At 35.6% G+C, this 14,941-nt stretch carries 17 protein-coding genes; 4 read left to right on the top strand and 13 right to left on the bottom strand.

Features of this window, described 5'->3' with window-relative positions:
• Positions 1–44 precede the first annotated feature (44 nt).
• From CD29_RS03145 to CD29_RS03095, 11 genes are all read right to left on the bottom strand, one after another.
• Positions 45–869: an alpha/beta fold hydrolase gene (locus CD29_RS03145; protein WP_036182755.1), complete on the bottom strand. Its 825-nt coding sequence runs from the start codon at positions 867–869 to the stop codon at positions 45–47.
• 122 nt (positions 870–991) lie between these two features.
• Positions 992–2,464 (bottom strand): aldehyde dehydrogenase, encoded by a 1,473-nt coding sequence (locus tag CD29_RS03140; protein WP_036182753.1) that lies wholly within the window; start codon positions 2,462–2,464, stop codon positions 992–994.
• Between the two features lie 4 nt (positions 2,465–2,468).
• The gene (locus CD29_RS03135) at positions 2,469–2,675 is read right to left on the bottom strand and encodes a 4-oxalocrotonate tautomerase (protein WP_036182751.1); all 207 of its coding nucleotides are present in this window, start codon (positions 2,673–2,675) and stop codon (positions 2,469–2,471) included.
• Between the two features lie 12 nt (positions 2,676–2,687).
• Positions 2,688–3,479, bottom strand: coding sequence for a 2-keto-4-pentenoate hydratase (locus CD29_RS03130; RefSeq protein WP_036182749.1), 792 nt, complete (start codon positions 3,477–3,479; stop codon positions 2,688–2,690).
• Positions 3,480–3,492: 13 nt separating this feature from the next.
• Positions 3,493–4,515 (bottom strand): 4-hydroxy-2-oxovalerate aldolase, encoded by a 1,023-nt coding sequence (gene dmpG / locus CD29_RS03125; protein WP_036182747.1) that lies wholly within the window; start codon positions 4,513–4,515, stop codon positions 3,493–3,495.
• Positions 4,516–4,524: 9 nt separating this feature from the next.
• Positions 4,525–5,400: an acetaldehyde dehydrogenase (acetylating) gene (locus tag CD29_RS03120; protein ID WP_036182745.1), complete on the bottom strand. Its 876-nt coding sequence runs from the start codon at positions 5,398–5,400 to the stop codon at positions 4,525–4,527.
• A complete protein-coding gene (locus tag CD29_RS03115) occupies positions 5,397–6,185 on the bottom strand; it encodes a 2-keto-4-pentenoate hydratase (RefSeq protein ID WP_036182743.1) in 789 nt (262 codons plus the stop codon). Before CD29_RS03115 ends, CD29_RS03120 begins: the two co-directional genes overlap by 4 nt.
• Before the next feature lie 99 nt (positions 6,186–6,284).
• Complete coding sequence (locus CD29_RS03110) at positions 6,285–7,247, bottom strand: catechol 2,3-dioxygenase (protein ID WP_197061730.1); 963 nt, start codon at positions 7,245–7,247, stop codon at positions 6,285–6,287.
• 107 nt (positions 7,248–7,354) lie between these two features.
• Complete coding sequence (locus CD29_RS03105; RefSeq protein ID WP_036182739.1) at positions 7,355–8,386, bottom strand: ABC transporter substrate-binding protein; 1,032 nt, start codon at positions 8,384–8,386, stop codon at positions 7,355–7,357.
• Between the two features lie 52 nt (positions 8,387–8,438).
• Complete coding sequence (locus tag CD29_RS03100; RefSeq protein WP_052123975.1) at positions 8,439–9,245, bottom strand: ABC transporter permease; 807 nt, start codon at positions 9,243–9,245, stop codon at positions 8,439–8,441.
• Positions 9,245–10,048: an ABC transporter ATP-binding protein gene (locus CD29_RS03095; protein ID WP_052123974.1), complete on the bottom strand. Its 804-nt coding sequence runs from the start codon at positions 10,046–10,048 to the stop codon at positions 9,245–9,247. The genes CD29_RS03100 and CD29_RS03095 overlap by 1 nt, the downstream gene beginning before the upstream one ends.
• Positions 10,049–10,298: 250 nt before the next feature.
• Between CD29_RS03095 and CD29_RS03090 the strand changes: the two genes are divergently transcribed.
• On the top strand, positions 10,299–11,075 hold the full coding sequence (locus CD29_RS03090; RefSeq protein WP_036182737.1) for an IclR family transcriptional regulator: 777 nt from the start codon (positions 10,299–10,301) through the stop codon (positions 11,073–11,075).
• A gap of 74 nt (positions 11,076–11,149) precedes the next feature.
• Here CD29_RS03090 and CD29_RS03085 read toward each other — a convergent pair whose 3' ends face one another.
• Together CD29_RS03085 and CD29_RS03080 are read right to left on the bottom strand one after the other, a co-directional pair.
• Positions 11,150–12,352 carry an ABC transporter permease gene (locus CD29_RS03085; RefSeq protein ID WP_036182735.1) on the bottom strand — a complete coding sequence of 401 codons (1,203 nt, stop codon included), beginning with the start codon at positions 12,350–12,352 and terminating at the stop codon, positions 11,150–11,152.
• Complete coding sequence (locus CD29_RS03080) at positions 12,345–13,085, bottom strand: ABC transporter ATP-binding protein (RefSeq protein WP_036182732.1); 741 nt, start codon at positions 13,083–13,085, stop codon at positions 12,345–12,347. Before CD29_RS03080 ends, CD29_RS03085 begins: the two co-directional genes overlap by 8 nt.
• Before the next feature lie 106 nt (positions 13,086–13,191).
• Between CD29_RS03080 and CD29_RS03075 the strand changes: the two genes are divergently transcribed.
• From CD29_RS03075 to CD29_RS03065, 3 genes are all read left to right on the top strand, one after another.
• The gene (locus tag CD29_RS03075; RefSeq protein ID WP_036182730.1) at positions 13,192–13,617 is read left to right on the top strand and encodes an HIT family protein; all 426 of its coding nucleotides are present in this window, start codon (positions 13,192–13,194) and stop codon (positions 13,615–13,617) included.
• Positions 13,618–13,757: 140 nt separating this feature from the next.
• The gene (locus CD29_RS03070; RefSeq protein WP_036182728.1) at positions 13,758–14,285 is read left to right on the top strand and encodes a tryptophan transporter; all 528 of its coding nucleotides are present in this window, start codon (positions 13,758–13,760) and stop codon (positions 14,283–14,285) included.
• 135 nt (positions 14,286–14,420) lie between these two features.
• Entirely contained in the window at positions 14,421–14,786 is a 366-nt protein-coding gene (locus CD29_RS03065) for a YtxH domain-containing protein (protein ID WP_036182726.1), read from the top strand.
• Positions 14,787–14,941 lie beyond the last annotated feature (155 nt).

The raw sequence follows: 14,941 nt of genomic DNA, 5'->3' as shown, positions 1-14,941 counted from the left end.
TGTTTTTTCTTTTTGAAGCTAGTTCTGTCCCGGCCCTTTAGAATTTAATTTATAAAAGTTAAAATGTTATTTACAAATGGTTCTGTCTTTTCAATTTGAGTCCAATGTCCACATTCATTGAATACGTGGAGTTCTGCATGAGGTAATAACTCAATCAAACGATAGCTTGTTTTTTCAATGGGAATTACTTTGTCGTTTAATCCGTGGAAAAGTAGTGTAGGAACTTCGATTCTTCTAATTTGCTCGTCTGATAGAGCTAGTTCATCTAACTTTTCTTGACGTGGTTCTGGAAACATTGCTTTAAATGCCTCTTTTATATCTTCCTTAATACTTGCTTCATAACGTAAACGAACAAGTTCTTCATTGTTTGCAGCTTTTTCATCATATGAGAATAATTTAATTAAATTTCGCATGGATTCTATACTCGGTTCATAACCCCAAACTTGTTCTAAACCTTCCGTAATTGGATATTTAACACCAACACTACCCATTAAAATTAGTTTTTCAACAATTTCAGGTTTTCTATAAGCAACATGGAGTGCTAATGCTCCTCCCATTGAGTTACCAACTAAATATACAGGTTCATCTGAAATTGCTTCAATAAAACCTATTAAATGATCTACCCATAAATCGACTGTATACTTATGACCAGACAGTTTATCTGTTTCACCAAAGCCAATAATGTCTGGTGCGAATACATGGTTCGTCAAACTTAAACGAGGAATGATTAAGCGCCAATTTGCAAATGCCGATACACCTGGTCCAGATCCATGTATTAAAACAATTTTCTTGGTACCAGAACCTTCTTCATGATAGTGCGTTTTAATACCATTTATATTAATGAACTTTGACATAATAGTTGTCGTCATGACTTATTCTCCTTTCAAAAATAAACGAGCTAAAGTATAAACTCTTACAAGTTCTCTCTAGCCCGTTTTGTTTATAGGGGGATTCAAAACATATCAAGTTAACAATTATCCCTAGTAATCTTTTAGTTTAGATTAATACAGATATTCTTTGCTTCAGTAAAGAATTCTAGGCTATGGTGGCCACCTTCACGTCCTACACCACTCTTCTTAAAGCCTCCAAACGGTGCACGAAGATCTCGAACAAACCAACAGTTGACCCAAATCGTACCTGCACGTACTTTATGTGAAATTCGATGAGCACGTGTTAGATTTTCAGTCCAAACAATCCCATTCAATCCGTAATCAGTTGCATTTGCAATAGAAAGTGCTTCTTCCTCAGTATCAAAAGGAATAATTGTTACTATAGGTCCAAAGATTTCTTCCTGACAGATACGAGCATTCGGGTTTTCTTGTAAATAAATTGTTGGTTCTAAATAGTAACCAGTATTTAAATAATCCGGTAATTCAGGTCGTTTCCCACCGTAAATTAATGTAGAATTTTCTTCTCTAGCAATATCTAAATAACTAGTTACCTTTTCATAATGTTCTTTACTTACTACTGGACCCATATTTGTCGTTGGATTTTGAGGGTCACCTACCACAAGTGCAGCGGCTGCAGCTTTGAATTGTTCTAAAAACTTATCTAAAATTGTGCGTTGCACTAAAATTCGAGACCCTGCTAAGCATACTTGACCAGAATTCATGAAAGCTGCTTGTATGGATACAGGTATTGCCTTATTTAAGTCAGCATCTTCAAAGATAATATTCGCTGCTTTACCACCTAGCTCAAAGGAAACCTTTTTAAGTGTATCTGCACCATTTTTCATAATTGCTTTTCCTGTAGATGTTTCACCTGTAAATGAAATCAAATCAATTTCAGGATGCGTTGTCATATATTCGCCTGTAGAGCCACCGCCGAATCCGTGAACAACATTTACTACTCCATCTGGAATACCCGCTTCTTTTGCAATTTCACCAAGTAATGAGACTGTTAATGGTGTTACTTCTGCGGGCTTAATAATTGCAGTATTTCCCGCCGCTAAACATGGGCCCAGTTTCCATGTTGTTAACATAAGAGGTAAGTTCCAAGGAGTAATTAGACCTGCAACCCCAACTGGTTCATAGCGGGTATAGTTGATGTAATCTTCCATTGGATATACTTCGCCACCTTGCTGCTCCATAAAATCAGCAAAGAAACTTAGGTTATGAGCCGCGCGTGGAATTTCGCGCTCAAGAGCTACTGTGTATGGCTTTCCAACATCCAGCGCTTCTAAGCGTGCAAGTTCTTCTTTACGTTCAATAATAATTTCTGCCATGCGGCGAATTTTATTGCAACGCTCTGATAGTGGCATTGTACGCCATGGACCATTTTCAAAGGCTTCACGTGCAGCACGAGCAGCTTGATCGACATCGTCAGCAGTTGCTTCATGAACATGTGCGATTACTTCTTGTGTTGCAGGGTTCTTTACTTCAAATAATTGATTTGCTGAGGATTCCACATATTTTCCATTAATAAATAGTTTTACTTCTCTTACTTTTGTAATTGTCTCTGTCATGCCGTCACCTCTTTACGTCTTCTTCTCGACGTTTTTTTATAGACTTACCCGCGATTCCCCAATGAGAGGCAGGAACTTCATTTATACATACACGAATATTTTCAAGAGGAGCATCAAGCACTCTATTCACTGTGTTGGTTAATTCTAAAATTAAATCTTCCTTCATTTCTTCAGTACGCCCCTCAACAATTGTTACGTGTAAAAATGGCATGCTTGAAACCTCCTATTCTGTAAAAGTAACTTCAAAACCGTCTAATCCATCGAAACGTACTAAAAATGTATCATCTTTCTGAAGTGTTTCAGCCCCAGTTAGAGCACCACTCAGAATAATTTCACCTGCTTGAACTTTTTTACCTCGCGAGATTAATTTATTGGCCATCCAAGTTATTGCACGTGCTGGATTTCCCATAATTGAGGCAGCCGTTGTCGTAGCACAAACTTGGCCGTTCTTTTTGAATACACAGCCCATTCGCTCTAAATCTATATCTTTTACCGAATGCTTTTTCGTCCCTAAAATATATCTTGAGGAAGAAGAATTATCCGCAATAACATCTGGCAATGTAAAATTAAAGTTTTCATAACGACTATCAATAATCTCCATTGCCGCAATTACATAATCTGTTGCATCCAGTACATCTGCTACTGTTACAACAGGACCTCCTAAGTCTTTCTTCATCACGAATGCAATTTCAGGTTCAATTTTTGCATGGATAAAAGGAGCAATAGAGATTGGTTCGCCTGGATGTAACTCCATATTTTGAAGCAAAACACCGTAAGAAGGTTCATGAACCCCCATCATTCTTTGTTTTGCTTTACTTGTTAAACCAAGTTTCCATCCTGAGATTTCTGTCTTTTCTTCAAAACATTTTTTTTCGATTAATCGTTCCTGTATTGTATAGGCTACATCAATCGTAAGCTCTGGATATTGGTCAACGAACTTTTTGATATCTGTACGATTTTTCTCTGCATGAAACAGTATGTTTGAAATTTCTTCTTGCACGTCTACCTTTAACATCGCTGTTCCTCCCTTATTTTGCTACTGCCTGTTCGTTCGCAATTTGTTGGGCTACCTCAACGATTAAATCTTCTTGGCCACCTACCGCTTTCATTTTTCCAAGACGAATTAATATTTCACGTTCGTCTACGCCATATCGTTCTGCGGCTTCTTGTGTAAATAGTAAGAAACTCGAATATACACCTGCATAACCCATGAAAAGACTTGATCCTGTAATTTCCTGTGGTCGAGGCATAAACTTAGCAACCACATCGTTTGCTACATCTATAATGTTAAATAGATCCACACCTGTTTTGTAACCTAAACGATCAAATACAGCGGCCATTACTTCAGTTTGTGTATTGCCACTACCAGCACCCAAGCAACGCAAGCTACCATCCACAAACTGAGCACCTGCCTCAACAGCAGCAATTGTGTTTGCCATTGATAGTGATAGGTTGTTATGTGCATGGAAGCCCACTTTACAGCCTACATTTTCACGTAATGCCCTCACTTTTTCTGATACTTCGTGTGGCAGTAATGCCCCGGCAGAATCTGTCACATAGACAATTTCAGCGCCATAGCTTTCGAATTTTTTTGCTTGCTCCACTAATACAGAGGTTGGTGCCATATGTGCCATCATTAAAAATCCAACAGTCTCTAATCCTAAATTTCTACTTAACTCAATATGTTGTTTTGCTACATCTGCTTCTGTTATATGTGTTGCAACACGGGCCATACTTGCACCCGCATTTGCAGCATTTACTAAATCTTCATGTATTCCAATCCCCGGTAAAATTAGAACAGAGATTTTTGAGTCTCCTGCTTCTTCACGAGCAGCAGCAATTAATTTAAGTTCATCTACTTTAGAAAAGCCGTATTGTAATGAAGATCCACCTAATCCGTCTCCATGTGATACTTCAAAATACGGAACACCCGCTTTTCCTAAACCACGTGCTACATCACGTACTTGTTGTTCTGTAAATGCATGTCGCATTGAGTGACTACCATCTCGTAAAGTAACATCTAACATTGTTATCTTATTTTTCATACCCATTCTCCTCCCTTATGCAGTTACAATTGACGATTTTGCTATTTCCTCTGCTACCTTTGCAGCTGCAGCCGTCATTATGTCTAAGTTGCCTGAGTAAGGTGGGAAGAAATCACCAGCACCCTCAACTTCGACAGTCACACTTACACGCTTACCATCAAAAATTGGTTCGCTTTTTAAATGGTAGCCTGGTACATACTCCTGTACCTTTTTAATAACATTTTGAATTGCTTCAATAATTTCTTCTTTATTACCTTCTTCCGTCGTTAAAACATTTATCGTATCGCGCATCATGATAGGAGGTTCCGCAGGATTTAAAATGATGATTGCTTTACCTTTTTTTGCACCACCAATTTTCTCAATCGCACGCGCAGTAGTACGAGTAAATTCATCTATATTCGCTCGTGTTCCTGGACCAGCTGACTTACTTGCAACTGTCGCTACAATTTCTGCGTACTCAAGTGGCACAACACTATTAATGGCGTGAACGATTGGAATTGTTGCCTGACCACCACAAGTTACCATGTTGACATTCCCTTTATCTAAATGTTCCGATAAATTTGCTGCTGGTATGACAAACGGGCCAATAGCTGCAGGTGTTAAGTCAATCATTCGTTTTCCTAATGCTTCTACTTTTTCTGTATGCTCTTTGTGCGCTTTCGCTGTTGTTGCATCGAATGCGATATCAAACTTTTCGTGGTGTTCTAACAAACCTTCAATACCATTATCAATTGCTAAATAGCCTCGTGATTTTGCTCGTTTTAATCCCTCCGAATCAGGATCTATTCCGACCATTAAGCTCATTTCTAAGTGCTCACAGCGTTCAATCTTATACATTAGGTCGGTACCAATATTACCCGAACCGATAATCGCTACTTTTAATTTTTTCATTCTTGGCAGTCCTCCTTAAATGTGACTTGAATCGTCCCTAGATGAGCAAAATCAGCAGTAAAGGTATCACCCGGGTTTACTGTTATAGCAGCTGTCAATGCACCAGATAATACAAACTCTCCTTTTTTAAGTCCGATATTGTATTTTCCAAGGGCATTTGCGAGCCAAACTACTGCACGGACTGGATTTCCCATTACTGCCGCACCTGTAGCATGATCGATAAAGTGACCGTTTTTCAACACGTTCATGCCCAATGTCTCTAAATCAACATCCTCTAAGCTTGTCGGTTTACCTCCTAAAATTGCATAAGCTGATGAGCCATTGTCCGCAACTGTATCTTCAAATCGAATTTTCCAATCTTCAATTCGACTATCGATAATTTCGAATGCTGGCACAATATAATCTGTAGCAGCAATTATTTGTTCTTCAGTAACATTTGTACCTTGTACATCCTCTTTTAATACAAATGCAATCTCAAACTCAATTTTAGGTTGGATCATTTGGTCAACTGAGATTTCATCACCATCTGCTAATACCATTGATGCTAAAATATGACCATAATCCGGCTCTGAAACATTAAACATTTGCTGCATTACTTTACTTGTTAAACCTATTTTTTTACCGACAATTACATCCCCATCTGCGATTCGCTTTTCAATTTGTGCAAGCTGAATACGATATGCTTCATCTACCGAAATCAACGGGTAAAGTGTCGTTAATGGTGAGATGGGCTGTTTGGTACTATATGAATCTAGTAACGCTTGCGCAATAGCTCCCTCATTCATATGTCTACCTCCTTTTTAGGTGCTGTTATAGGTTGAAAAATGGTGGAAAGCCTCACCTCAGAATGTGGGAGGCTTATTTAAAATAGTTAAAAGAATATTCTATTTTACTAATGCTCCTACTTTGCGATCAGGTGTTCCATATAAGAAATACTCTTCTGGAAGTGGAGAGCCGTACCAAATAATTGCTTCTTGTAAATCTTTTTCAGTCCATGTAATCGTTTTCCAATCTGGATCAAAGATTAAGTAACCAGAATCGCCGAATAACTCTACACGGTTTCCGCCTGGCTCAAATATATACATAAAGTAAGCTTGGCTGACACCATGTTTACCAGGGCCAGCTTCAATTTTAATGCCGTTTTCGACTAATAAATCTGCAACATCCATTAAATGTTGTGGGTAGCCATACCAAAAAGCAATATGATGGAAGCGACCTTTTTGACCTGTTTGGTCTTTCATTAAAGCTATTTCATGCACCAGTGGACTAACACTCATCCATGCGCCAATTTCTTCTTCATTAATCGTAATACGCTCGCGAAGTTTGAAGCCTAATTGATTTGCCATAAACTCTTTGTTTGGCGTTACTTCACTAACCATTAAGTTCACATGATCTAAGCGACGTGCTGGAATACCTTGTGTTGGACGTTTTTGTGGGCGGCTTTTCAACAGAGTTTTTTGATCTTCTGGTGCTTGGTAATATTCCACTTCCCAGAGGATTTCATGAAGGTGCCCATCTGGTGTTGTAAATTGATAAGCACGTCCATGACCTAAGTCGCCATCAATCCACCCTTTCCCTTGCCCGCTTGCTTCTAACTCTTTCACACGACGTTCTAACGCCTCTTTTGAGCTTGCACGCCATGCGACATGTCCCAAACCAGCTTCAGGACCTGCTGTTAATTTTAAAGAATGGTGATAGAAATCCTCGTACGCACGAAGATAAACTGAATCGTTTGTCGCTTCTGTAATTTGTAAACCTAAAATTTTTGTAAAGAACTCCACTGATTCTTGAAGCTTCGGTGTATAAAGCTCCACGTGTGCAAGTTGAGCAACATCATATAAACTCATTTTCATATCCCCTTTGTTTTTTATTATTTATTTAAATTGGTTGTAAAGTTAACCTTTCAGTTCATCCCCTTAACTTTCCAACCTGTAAATCATAAAGTTAAACATTTTTAATTTTTGAAGTTATTAATCTCCTGTAATAGTGATGAGTCTAAATAGTCTTTTATATTGATGTCATTACTAATGACGTCTCCCTTAAACTGATCAACCATAAGTTGCCACGCGTCCTCGTAAATGTAGCCATATCCTTTTTCAGGTTCGATAGGTGTAGATAATCCGATAAATGTTGTAAGGAACATATTTGCAATTTTTTCATCCATATATTGCTCAGGGAATACCTTTTTCATGATTTCAAAGGTTTGATCGTAATTGTTAATAGAGAAATCTGTAGCTTTTGCGATAGCTCTTGCAAATTTAGTTACAACCTCTGGATTAGAATCTAGGTACTTTCCATTCACAATAATTCCTGTAGACGGAAGGGTTTTAAACTCTTCTGGTATTAAAGAAGTGGATTTGAAGTTGTCTTGACCATAAAGACTGACTAAATCGTGTGCGCCACCACTATATGCATCAATCGTTCCTTTTTCAAATGCTGCTAATATTGATGGTGCCTCTGAACCAATTGCACGTAATGTAACGTCTGTATCAGCAGTAAGACCCGCATGTGCCAAGATTGATTTAACCATCGGCACCTCACCACCACCTAAGTCAGTTACACCTACAATTTTCCCTTTCAATTCTTCGACGCTCTTAATTCCAGACTCTTCAGTTACAATTAAATCGAATAAATTTGTTACATTGATTTGGTAGACAGATCGAATATCAATTGCTTTATCCCATGCGGTAACCAATGCAGATACTGCAGTGATTCCTATATTAACTGTCCCAGCACCGACTTGTTGTACTACATAACTACCACCTTTACCTGATACTAATTCAACATCTAACCCTTCTGCTTCAAAAAATCCTTTTTCTTTTGCAACGTATGCATAGTACATAGGGGTACCTTCTGCTGCTAGTATTACTTGAATTTTAGTTAGATCCCCTGATTTAGTACTACCTTGTCCAGTTGATTCCCCAGAATTTCCACAAGCAGCTAATAGAAACACAACACTAAAAACCAAAAGTAAAAACTTTTTCATATTAATTTCCCCCGCTCTAATTTTTTTAAATTTTTTCTTACCTTGAAATAACTTATTTATTATCTGTCCAGAAGACGATTTTCTTATCTAACCATTCAATGAACAAATAGAGTAAAAGAGCGATTATAGATAGAATAATAATCAACGCATACACTTTATCCATTTCTAATTGGAAGTTGAATGTGTTAATTAACATTCCAATTCCTTTATCAGCACCCATAAACTCACCAACGATTGCACCAATTAAAGCAAATGTTAAAGAGGCTTTTAATCCAGCAAAGATGTACGGTAGGGCAGTCGGCAGTGACAGTTTAAGAAACAAATCTTTTTTACTAGCAACCATGGATTGAAACAATAACTTACTATCTTCGTCCACGGACTTTAAACCAACAACTGTATTGATGAAAGTTGGGAAGAAACAAATAGCAATAGCCATTACAATCTTTGCAGTCAGACCAAATCCAAACCATGTTACAAAGATTGGAGCTAAAGCAACTTTAGGAACTGCCTGAAGGATTATAATAAATGGATTTAATACTTTATATAAAATTGGCACTGATACGACAATTAAAGCTAAAACAATCGAAAAAATAGATCCAAGAGCAAATCCGGCTAATGTTTCGAACAAAGTTACCCCTAAGTTCGAGTAAAAAAATGGTGCAGCGAGTAGTTCAAACATGGAGCCTATTACAACCATTGGCCCTGGTAGTATTAGCTCGTGTACAATTTTGAAGCGAGATAAAACTTCCCATAGAACTAAAATAAAGACTAGCAATAATAAGGAGAGCAAGTATTCTATTCTTATAATCTTTGGTTTTGGAATTTTAATCTCTTGTTCACTTGTAGTAATCGCTTTCATTATCTACCAACTCCTAACAAGTCACGTATATGCAACATATACTGTGCGTATTTTTCAGTTGCAATGATTTTATCCGTTCGTGGTTTTTGGAAATCAATCTTCATATCTTCTAAAATATGACCGGGATTAATACCCATAACTATTATTCGATCTGACATTAAAACAGCTTCGCTAATACTATGTGTAACTAGAACAACTGTCTTTCCGCTTTTTTCTGCTATATCCATTAAAGAAAAGTTTAAATTTTCCCGTGTAAATTCATCCAGAGCACCAAAAGGTTCATCTAATAGTAAAATATCAGGGTTTGTCATCAAAGTCCTTGCCAATGATATACGCTGTTGCATTCCACCGGATAGTTCATTAGGATAGTAATGTTCATACCCCTCGAGGCCAACTAAAGAAAGCAAATCTTTAATTCTCAATTTTGCTTCAGCTATATTTCCTTTAGCCAATTCAATAGGCAATATAAGATTTTGTTCTACTGTTCTCCACGGTAGTAATACAGCTTTCTGAAACATAAAACCCACTTTTGAAATTGGATCTTTAACTTCTTGGCTATCAATTTGAATTGAACCAGTAGATTTAGTTATTAAACCACCAATTAACTTTAAGAGTGTGGATTTTCCACAACCACTTGGTCCTAATAAGGAAATAAACTCTCCTTTTTTAAAGTTTAAGTTGATATCTCGTAATACTTCTTTTTCTTTTCCGTCTCGTTCAAATGTTTTGTATAGATTGGTTATTGTTATTTGTGATTGATTTGTACTTACTTCATCACTAGATTTCAAAATTTCATTGACCATAGTTGCCCTCCTTTTTATTATTTTGAAAATTCTATAAATTGAATTATTATGCTTATTTTACATTAAAGCTATTGTTATACAACGCGTTTTTCCCACATAGAGGGACGAAGTGAATATTTTTAATTTAAAATTCAAATTTTTCCGAATTGTTTTTAACGCGTGATTTATAATAAACTATTATTTAAATAATAAATTTATAGAGTTCTACAATTTAATTCATTAAGGGATTAAAAATAGAAAGGTTGATTTAATGGAAGATAAGATGAAAAATAGTGAATTATCCTCAGTAAAAAATGCACTACGGATTCTACGTTCTTTTACAATGGAGAATAATCAAAAAGGTGTTTTAGAAATATCGAGGGAATTAGGAATTAGCAAAAGTAGTGTTCATCGAATTTTACAGACACTTGCTACTGAAGGCTTTGTTAAAAAGGCTAGAAGTTCTTCTAAATATGAATTAGGGCTATCAGTTGTTGAGCTAAATTCGATTTACTTACACCATTTAGATATATATGAAGAATCTCATAATAGTCTAATTGAACTTACTAAAAAAACTGGCGAAACCTCACACTTAGCAGTTTTAGAAAACGAGAATATTGTATATCTAAACAAAGTTGAGTTTTCACCCTCTCACGGTATAAAGTCCCATATTGGGCATCACAATTATATTCATTGTACAGGTACGGGAAAAGTGTTATTAGCATATAGTGAACCGGATGTTTTAAATCGCATATTACAAAAACCACTTGAACGTGTAACTGATAAAACAATCACTGATCCACAGGTTCTACTAAAGGAACTTGAAAAAGTTAAATCGTTAGGATATGGAATTGCAAGGGGAGAATCTCGGGATCAAATTACTTCTATTGCTGTACCTATAAAAAATTATAAAGGAAATGTTATTGCCGCAATTAATCTTGTAGGACAATCGGGTAGATTTAATGATGAGAAAATTAAATATTATTTAAATTTATTACTAGATGAAGCTGCTACTATTTCTAGAAGAATTGGTTATTTAAATTTTTAGGCACTTCCAATATCCATCCCAAATAAAACAGAAAAACCCAACCTTAAGGATTCCCTAAGATTGGGTTAGTGTATTTAATATAGATGTTTAGCAGGGTTTTTCGTTAGATAATAAGTAAGCTCACTGATAAGTAATACGACAATTGGCGGCAAATAGAATAACGGTTGTCCAATAGAACATATTAGTATCACAATAGCCTGTAAGAAAACCATTGTGCGGATTAACTTTTGAACAGCCTTTGTTCGTAAGTTTGAATCTACTGGAAATAGCAAGTCCATCCGAAATTCTTTTGAAGACAATAGAGCATATTTCAATTGAATCGTCGTTGCAAATGAAAGTGCCGCTGCTACTATTAAAATTACAGCTGGTATATTCACAAAGGCGGCAATAATCGCTGATATTGCTGTCAGTCTTACCCACAGATAAAAGTGATCATCTGTTCTTATAAAAGTTCGGAATACTAAATAGCCCTGCGTATTGTTTTTTGTATATGGAACTAGCGTGTATATAAAATTTAGCCATGCTCTTCTGTGAATTCCGCCTCTTAGATGAGGGACATCTGTAAAGTAATTCGCAAATCGATAAAAGGCCATCATTCGATTTTGCTCTAATTTAACAAAATGCTCATATGGAATCGGTTGCTCATTCTCACTTTTCTTCCATATAAAATTGTAGAAGAACAACAATAAAACAAAAATAACTGCTAATAAGTAGTTATCTGTTAATAATGTTTGAATAGCTAAAATTGAAAAAATAATCCGGATTAACCGATCAAATAAAACCCATTTCCCTCTTAATGCATATCTGAAATTGAACTCAACATGTACATTTAAAAGTTTTAGCGTGATTACTAGAAATAACCCTAACCAGATCTTTGTCGATGAAAGTTCAGTAACTTCATTTAATAACGGAATCCCGATGATATAAATAACTGCTACTAACCCAGCTTGCGAAAAGAAAGTCCATTGAAGTACTTTTTTAAAGTAAAAAGCCATTTTTGTTTCCAATGGCAAAAGATATACTTGGTCAGGTTCTTTTAACAAAGTAGTTGGTCGACTAAAACTTAGTACAAAACCAACAATCCCTGCCACTAACCATTCTGCTGGAAAACTTGATTCTACTACTGTTAGCCATTCACTATATTGATAACCTACTGCCCCTATGACAAAGACTAATACAATTGCCAAATGCCCCGTAAACACAAATCGCATATATTTTTGAACTTCAGTTAGATAATGATTAAACCGTTTCGACCATACTTGTGACAAATTATTCATTGTCCTGCTCCTTTGTCATGGCAATGTATAAATCATCAAGGGTCGCATTAGGCATATTAAAGGCTTGTCTTAAATCGTTCATTGTTCCTTGTGCACGTACACGTCCATCGTGAAGTAAGATAATACGATCACAATGTTTTTCTGCTGTCGATAAAATATGCGTCGACATTAATACAGAAGCGCCTTCCTTTTTCTTTTCATCCATTTGATCAAGTAAAGATTGAATTCCAAGTGGGTCAAGCCCAACAAATGGCTCATCTATAATATAAAGATGTGGATTGACTAAAAAGGCACACATTATCATTACCTTCTGTCTCATCCCTTTTGAAAAATGGGAAGGGAACCAATTTAGTCTTTTTTCCATTCGAAACTCACTGAGTAATCGACTTGCTCTTTCTTTCATCGTTTTTTCATCAATTCCATAAGCCATGGCAGTTAGTTCAAGGTGCTCTTTTAACGTCAATTCATCGTATAAAACAGGTGTTTCTGGAATGTATGAAAAAGAGGAACGATACTTATCGATATCCTGTTTTAAAGTGATATCGTTAATTTTAATTTCACCTTGTTGAGGGATTAGTGTACCGATAATATGTTTAATCGTAGTACTTTTCCCTGCCCCGTTTAGGCCAATTAATCCTACAAGTTCCCCTTGACTAATTGTAAAATTCAAATCTTTAATGACTGGTTTTCGTGTATATCCGCCAGTTACATTGATTAGTTCTAACACTGCCATTTACGCGTCACTCCTATTCTTATTTACAGTTTAGCAAAAATTGTGAATGGAATCAGTTTTAATATGCTAAAATGAATACAAAACTTGTCATGAAAGGATGTTTTTTATGTCAGATTGTATTTTTTGTAAAATCGTAGATGGTTCCATTCCAAGTACAAAAATTTATGAAGATGATCATGTGTATGCTTTTATGGATGTTGCACCTTTAACAAAAGGACATACATTATTAGTTCCAAAACAACATGTAAAAGACCTATTTGAAATGCCAGAGGAAGTTGCAAGAAACTTATACGCAGCTGCACCTAAGATTGCAAATGCCATTAAATCTGCATTTAATCCACAAGGTATGAATACAATTAACAATAATGGCTCTTTTGCAGGACAAACGGTTTTCCATTATCACCTTCACTTTATCCCTCGTTATGATGAAACAGATGGATTAAAAGTTAAATGGGAAACAAAACAGAGCGAGTTCACTCAAGAAGTCTTAAAATCTTTCGGAGAACAAATTCGAGAAAAACTAAATCTATAATTCAATTTCTATTACTATTCTATTAAATTAGGTTGCAAAATATATCTAATCAGTATAAAATCATTGTAATATTTCGCTAACGGTTATGAGAACACGTTAGGAAATGAGAGAGCTTAGAAAAGAATGAGGAGAGATGAGAATTGAATACGAAAAATCTTGTTTTGATGGCACTACTAATCGGTGTAGGTACGGTGTTGTACTTTGTTATTCCTGGCTATGGTAATGGAATGAAGCCAGACTTCATGCTAACGATGATGTTTATTGCAATCTTTTTATTCCCAACGTTTAAGGAAGCATTCACTGTATCATTAGTAACTGGTGTTTTATCAGGTATATTTACTACATTTCCTGGAGGATTAGTACCAAATATTATCGACAAAGCTATTACTGGTCTAGTTTTTCTAGTAGTTGTACTAGCATTAAAACATTTTGCTAAAAACATTGGTGTAGGCGTAGTACTTGTTGGGTTAGGAACACTTCTTTCTGGAGCTATATTCCTTTCATCAGCTTTATTACTTGGTGGTCTGCCAGAAGCCTTTAATGTACTATATACAATTGTAGTATTACCGGCTGTGGCAATGAATGCTGTTGCATTTATTATTATCTACCCAATCATCACAAACATTTTAAAACGTTCAAAATTCAAAACAGCTGTGACACCTGCTTAATAGTAAATTATAAAAAGCTATCCATTTCGGATAGCTTTTTTTATTTTTACGTAAAAATCATATATGATAAAATTATTAGGATTCATAATTTTCAGTATAATAACAAAAACTACTATTATAAGGAGATGGAAGAAGATGAAAGCAAAAACATTCTTTTTAGGTGTAACAGTTGGTTTAGTAGGTGGATTGGCAACAGCAATATTTACAACACCTCAATCTGGAGACCAATTCAGATCTACTATCGCCAAAAATGCGAAAACAACAAAAGCAAATTTAGATGAAGTTAAACAACAGGTATTTTCTGTAAAAGATTCTGTAGTGGATTTAACGAATGAAGCTAAAAATAATATACCAAAAATAATATCCGATTTAAAAATGAGCATTTCCAAATTCAACCAGCAAATTGAGCCTGATGCAACAAAACTAAAAGAAGAATTGGATAATTTGCAGAATTCTATAGCCGAAATCGAGAATAATTTAAACGATTTGAATAAAAAATAAATATTTTAACTTTTATCTATATGAGTAAAAGGACCTATTTAATAGAAATAAAATATTATTATTCTATTATTATTTACATTATTATAATATTTTTTAATCTATTTTCAATTATTTAACTTTTCTAACTTTAAACTTTATTCTTTTATTGCTATAAT

The sequence above is a fragment of the Ureibacillus manganicus DSM 26584 genome (assembly GCF_000772945.1).
In the GTDB taxonomy this organism is placed as follows: Bacteria; Bacillota; Bacilli; order Bacillales_A; family Planococcaceae; genus Ureibacillus; species Ureibacillus manganicus.
The sequence above is the reverse complement of the archived record's forward strand: the minus strand, read 5'-3'. Positions and strand labels throughout refer to the sequence as shown.

Coding starts and splice junctions, on each gene's coding strand:
- CD29_RS03095 (WP_052123974.1), bottom strand. CDS start 10,048: ATGGTCAATGAAATTTTGAAATCTAGTGATGAAGTAAGTACAAATCAA.
- CD29_RS03120 (WP_036182745.1), bottom strand. CDS start 5,400: ATGAAAAAATTAAAAGTAGCGATTATCGGTTCGGGTAATATTGGTACC.
- CD29_RS03145 (WP_036182755.1), bottom strand. CDS start 869: ATGACGACAACTATTATGTCAAAGTTCATTAATATAAATGGTATTAAA.
- CD29_RS03140 (WP_036182753.1), bottom strand. CDS start 2,464: ATGACAGAGACAATTACAAAAGTAAGAGAAGTAAAACTATTTATTAAT.
- CD29_RS03115 (WP_036182743.1), bottom strand. CDS start 6,185: ATGAATGAGGGAGCTATTGCGCAAGCGTTACTAGATTCATATAGTACC.
- CD29_RS03085 (WP_036182735.1), bottom strand. CDS start 12,352: ATGAATAATTTGTCACAAGTATGGTCGAAACGGTTTAATCATTATCTA.
- CD29_RS03130 (WP_036182749.1), bottom strand. CDS start 3,479: ATGTTAAAGGTAGACGTGCAAGAAGAAATTTCAAACATACTGTTTCAT.
- CD29_RS03080 (WP_036182732.1), bottom strand. CDS start 13,085: ATGGCAGTGTTAGAACTAATCAATGTAACTGGCGGATATACACGAAAA.
- CD29_RS03110 (WP_197061730.1), bottom strand. CDS start 7,247: ATGAGTTTATATGATGTTGCTCAACTTGCACACGTGGAGCTTTATACA.
- CD29_RS03100 (WP_052123975.1), bottom strand. CDS start 9,245: ATGAAAGCGATTACTACAAGTGAACAAGAGATTAAAATTCCAAAACCA.
- CD29_RS03090 (WP_036182737.1), top strand. CDS start 10,299: ATGGAAGATAAGATGAAAAATAGTGAATTATCCTCAGTAAAAAATGCA.
- CD29_RS03075 (WP_036182730.1), top strand. CDS start 13,192: ATGTCAGATTGTATTTTTTGTAAAATCGTAGATGGTTCCATTCCAAGT.
- CD29_RS03105 (WP_036182739.1), bottom strand. CDS start 8,386: ATGAAAAAGTTTTTACTTTTGGTTTTTAGTGTTGTGTTTCTATTAGCT.
- CD29_RS03135 (WP_036182751.1), bottom strand. CDS start 2,675: ATGCCATTTTTACACGTAACAATTGTTGAGGGGCGTACTGAAGAAATG.
- dmpG (WP_036182747.1), bottom strand. CDS start 4,515: ATGGGTATGAAAAATAAGATAACAATGTTAGATGTTACTTTACGAGAT.
- CD29_RS03065 (WP_036182726.1), top strand. CDS start 14,421: ATGAAAGCAAAAACATTCTTTTTAGGTGTAACAGTTGGTTTAGTAGGT.